Raw genomic sequence first — 3,653 nt, forward strand, 5'->3', positions numbered from 1 at the left:
CCGTCGGCGGCACGGACGACGAACCCGTCCGGATCGTCCCGCTCCACGGCCACGATCCGGACCCCGCGCCGGACGGGCAGCCCGTAGTACTCCTCGTACCCGCGCAGATACTCCACCACGTGGGCCGCGTCGGGGTTCCCGTCGTCCGTCCGGTGCATCCTGCGACCCGGGAGGGACGAGTAGTCGGCGGGCGAGAACAATCGCAGCGAGGGCCAGGTGTGCGGCCACGCACCCCCCGGCCCGTCGGACGCGTCGAGGATCTCGAAGTCCGCGCCGGCGCGGGTGAGATGGAAACCGGCGGCCAGGCCGGCCTGGCCGCCTCCGATCACCACGACGTCCCTCACCCTGCCCGACCCCCTCTCGCCACCCCCTGAACAGTTCCTATCGACACTCATCGATACCAATCCTACAGTGGAGGTATGACCTCGTTGCCCGCCTCCGCGACCGGCCCGTCCGGCCCGGGGAACGACGCCACGGACACCGACACCGGTGCCCGTGAGCATCGTCGGCTCGTGGCGGCGCTCGCGCTGGCCGCGGTGTCCTGGGCGGCCCTGTGGGTGGCCAACGAGTGGTTCTGGGACGCGGCCGTCGGCTGGCTCGGACTCGACCTCGCCGACCGCGCGATCGGTGCCGTGCACTTCTTCCTCTACGACACCGTCAAGATCGTCCTCCTGCTCCTCGGGCTGATGTTCCTGGTGGGCATGCTGCGGGCAAGCCTCGACCTCGACCGCGCGCGGGACTGGCTCGAGGGCCGGGGGCTGTTCGTCGGCCTCACGCTGGCCATCGTGCTCGGCGTGGTGACCCCTTTCTGCTCCTGCAGCTCGATCCCACTGTTCATCGGCTTCGTGGCCGCGGGGATCCCGCTCTCGGTCACCCTCACCTTCCTCATCGCCTCCCCGCTCATCAGCGAGATCGCGGCCATCATGATCGGCGAGATGTTCGGGTGGCACATCGCCGCCGCCTACGTCGGCGCCGGCGCCGCCATCGCCTTCGTCGCGGGATGGGCCCTGTCCCGGTTCCGGCTCGACAGGTGGGTCGACGACGTCGTCTTCACCACCCGCGTCGCCGTACTCCGCGCGGACGGCCACGTGCCCTCGCTGCGCGAACGGGTGGACGCCGCTCTCGGCGAATCCCGCGACATCCTCCGTAGCGTGTGGATCTGGGTGGTGGTGGGCGTCGGCGTCGGCGCGGTGATCCACGGATGGGTCCCCGAGGACTTCTTCCTCCGCTGGGCGGGCCCGGACAACCCGCTGGCGGTGTTCGTGGCCACCCTCGCGGGGATCCCGCTCTACGTCAACGGAGCCGGGGTCGTGCCGATCGCCGAGGCACTGTGGGCCAAGGGCATGAGCCTGGGCACCGTCATGGCGTTCATCATGAGCTCGATCGCGCTGTCCATCCCCCAGGCGATCATGCTCAGGCGGGTCATAAGGCCACCACTGCTCGCACTGTTCTTCGCCGTCGTGGCGGCCGGCATCCTCGCCATCGGCCTACTGTTCAACGTGATCGCCTGACCCCAGATGCAGGAGGAACCATGATCGTCAAGGTGCTCGGGCCCGGCTGCCGCAACTGCCACACCCTCGTCACCCGCACGAGGGAGGCGCTGGCAGCGCTGGGCGAGGACGCGGAGATCGTCGAGGTCACCGACGTCGGCGAGATCGCCGGCTACGGACTGATGAAGACACCCGGGCTGGTGGTCGACGACGACCTCGTCCTGGGAGGGAAGGTGCCCACCGTCCGTCAGCTCACCGAGATCCTGCGCGGACGCTAGACCGGGCGCACGCCGAGCTCGGCGAGGAGTCCGGTCACCCGGCGCCTGATCTCGTCTCGGATGGGCCTGACCGCGTCGACACCCTGACCGGCGGGGTCGTCGAGGGTCCAGTCCAGGTACCGCTTGCCCGGGAAGACCGGGCAGACGTCACCGCAGCCCATGGTGATGCACACGTCGCTCGACCGCACCGCCTCGGTGGTGAGGACCTTCGGCGTGGCCGCCGAGATGTCGATGCCGTCCTCCGCCATCGCCTCGGCGACGGCCGGGTTGATCGAGTCCGCCGGCGCCGACCCGGCCGAGCGGACCTCCACCGCGCCTCCGGACAGGTGCTCGGTGTAGGCCGCGGCCATCTGTGAGCGGCCCGCGTTGTGGACGCAGACGAAGAGGACGGACGGACGATCGGTCACGGTGACTCCCCCGGCAGAATGTATCGACGACTGTCGATAGTAGCCGCTCGACGCCCACGCGCGGCGGGTCACAGCGCCCGGCCGATGACCTCCTTCATGATCTCGTTGGTGCCGCCGTAGATCCGCATGACGCGGGCGGCGGCGAACTTCTGCGCGATGGGGTACTCCATCATGTAGCCGTAGCCCCCGAACAGCTGGAGGCAGCGGTCCACCACGTCGTCGAGCATGTCGGTGGCCTGGAGCTTGGCCATCGAGGCGGTCACGGCGTCCAGCTCGCCGGCGATCTCGCGGGAGATGCAGTGGTCGATGAAGGTGCGGGTGGCCATGACGGAGGTCTTGCACGCCGCCAGCTCGAACCGCGTGTTCTGGAAGTCGAGGATCGGCTTGCCGAAGGCCTGCCGCTCACGGGTGTAGGCGAGGGTCTCCACCACGGCGGCCTCGGCCATCGCCAGGGCGTCCACCGCGATCGCCAGGCGCTCGCGCGGGAGCTGGTTCATGAGCTGGTAGAAGCCCTGCCCCTCCTCGCCGCCGAGGAGGTTGGCGGCGGGCACACGCATGTCGTTGAAGAACAGCTCCGCGGTGTCGGCGCCGTGACGGCCCATCTTCTCCAGCACGCGGCCCCGCTCGAAACCGGGGGTGTCGGCCTCCACGGCGAACAGCGCCATGCCCTTGTGGCCGGCGTCGAGGTCGGTCTTGGCCGCCACCACCACGAAGTCGGCGGAGCCACCGTTGGAGATGAAGGTCTTGGAGCCGTTGATGACGTACTGGTCACCGTCACGCCGCGCGGTGGTGCGGACGCCCTGCAGGTCCGAACCGGCACCGGGCTCGCTCATGGCGATCGCGGAGATCCACTGACCGGAGCACAACCTGGGCAGCCACTCCCGCTTCTGCTCGTCGGTGGCGTAGTTGGCCACGTAGTGGGGGGTGATGGTCGATCCGACCCCCATGCCGAACGCCGTGTCCCCCGAGTAGACGAGTTCCTCGGTGACGAGGTACTCCATGCCCGGGTCCCCGCCCTGGCCGCCGAACTCCTCGGCCACGTCGAGGCAGATCAGCCCGGCCTCGCCGGTGCGCAGCCAGGTCTCGCGGTCCACGTGCTTCTGCCGGGCCCACTTCTCCTGGTTGGGCGTCATCTCCTTGGCGAAGAAGGCGCGGGCGTGCTCGCGCAGGAGCCGGTGGTCGTCGGTCTCCCAGGAGGGGCGGTAGTCGGGGAAGAGCAGGGTCACCATGGCCTCCGGTGGTCGATCGACGCGACGTGCGCGGTTCAGCCTACCCAGACCGACCGGGGCCTCCCGGCGGTCCCGCCCGCGGATCAGCACCGCCCGCGGATCAGTCCCGTCCGCGGATCAGTACCGTCCGCGCACCCGCAGGTGCCAGGGGCGACCGTCCGGATCGTGCAGCCAGCGGTAGGCCGGGAACGCCAGCGCCATCGTCAGCGGGTTGAGCCGCGGCGGCGCGAGCGGACGCAGCCGACCCGG

Annotated in this window: 5 protein-coding genes; 2 read left to right on the plus strand and 3 right to left on the minus strand. The window is 70.1% G+C overall.

Annotated features, from left to right (window positions below; genetic code table 11):
• The coding region (locus G6020_RS03355) for an FAD-dependent oxidoreductase (protein WP_182609652.1) at positions 1–395 on the minus strand (395 nt) is incomplete at its 3' end.
• A 24-nt stretch (positions 396–419) separates the two neighbouring features.
• On the opposite strand from G6020_RS03355, the gene G6020_RS03360 reads away from it, so the two are divergent.
• Positions 420–1,511: a permease gene (locus G6020_RS03360; protein WP_182609653.1), complete on the plus strand. Its 1,092-nt coding sequence runs from the start codon at positions 420–422 to the stop codon at positions 1,509–1,511.
• A 20-nt stretch (positions 1,512–1,531) separates the two neighbouring features.
• Positions 1,532–1,768 carry a thioredoxin family protein gene (locus tag G6020_RS03365; RefSeq protein WP_107757545.1) on the plus strand — a complete coding sequence of 79 codons (237 nt, stop codon included), beginning with the start codon at positions 1,532–1,534 and terminating at the stop codon, positions 1,766–1,768.
• On the opposite strand, the gene G6020_RS03370 is transcribed toward G6020_RS03365, so the two are convergent.
• Together G6020_RS03370 and G6020_RS03375 are read right to left on the minus strand one after the other, a co-directional pair.
• A complete protein-coding gene (locus G6020_RS03370; RefSeq protein ID WP_182609654.1) occupies positions 1,765–2,175 on the minus strand; it encodes an arsenate reductase ArsC in 411 nt (136 codons plus the stop codon). The two genes, G6020_RS03365 and G6020_RS03370, sit on opposite strands and share 4 nt — an antisense overlap.
• Positions 2,176–2,243: 68 nt before the next feature.
• Complete coding sequence (locus G6020_RS03375) at positions 2,244–3,401, minus strand: acyl-CoA dehydrogenase family protein (protein WP_179523632.1); 1,158 nt, start codon at positions 3,399–3,401, stop codon at positions 2,244–2,246.
• Positions 3,402–3,653 lie beyond the last annotated feature (252 nt).

This window comes from Dietzia sp. B19, from assembly GCF_014145155.1.
In the GTDB taxonomy this organism is placed as follows: Bacteria; Actinomycetota; Actinomycetes; order Mycobacteriales; family Mycobacteriaceae; genus Dietzia; species Dietzia natronolimnaea.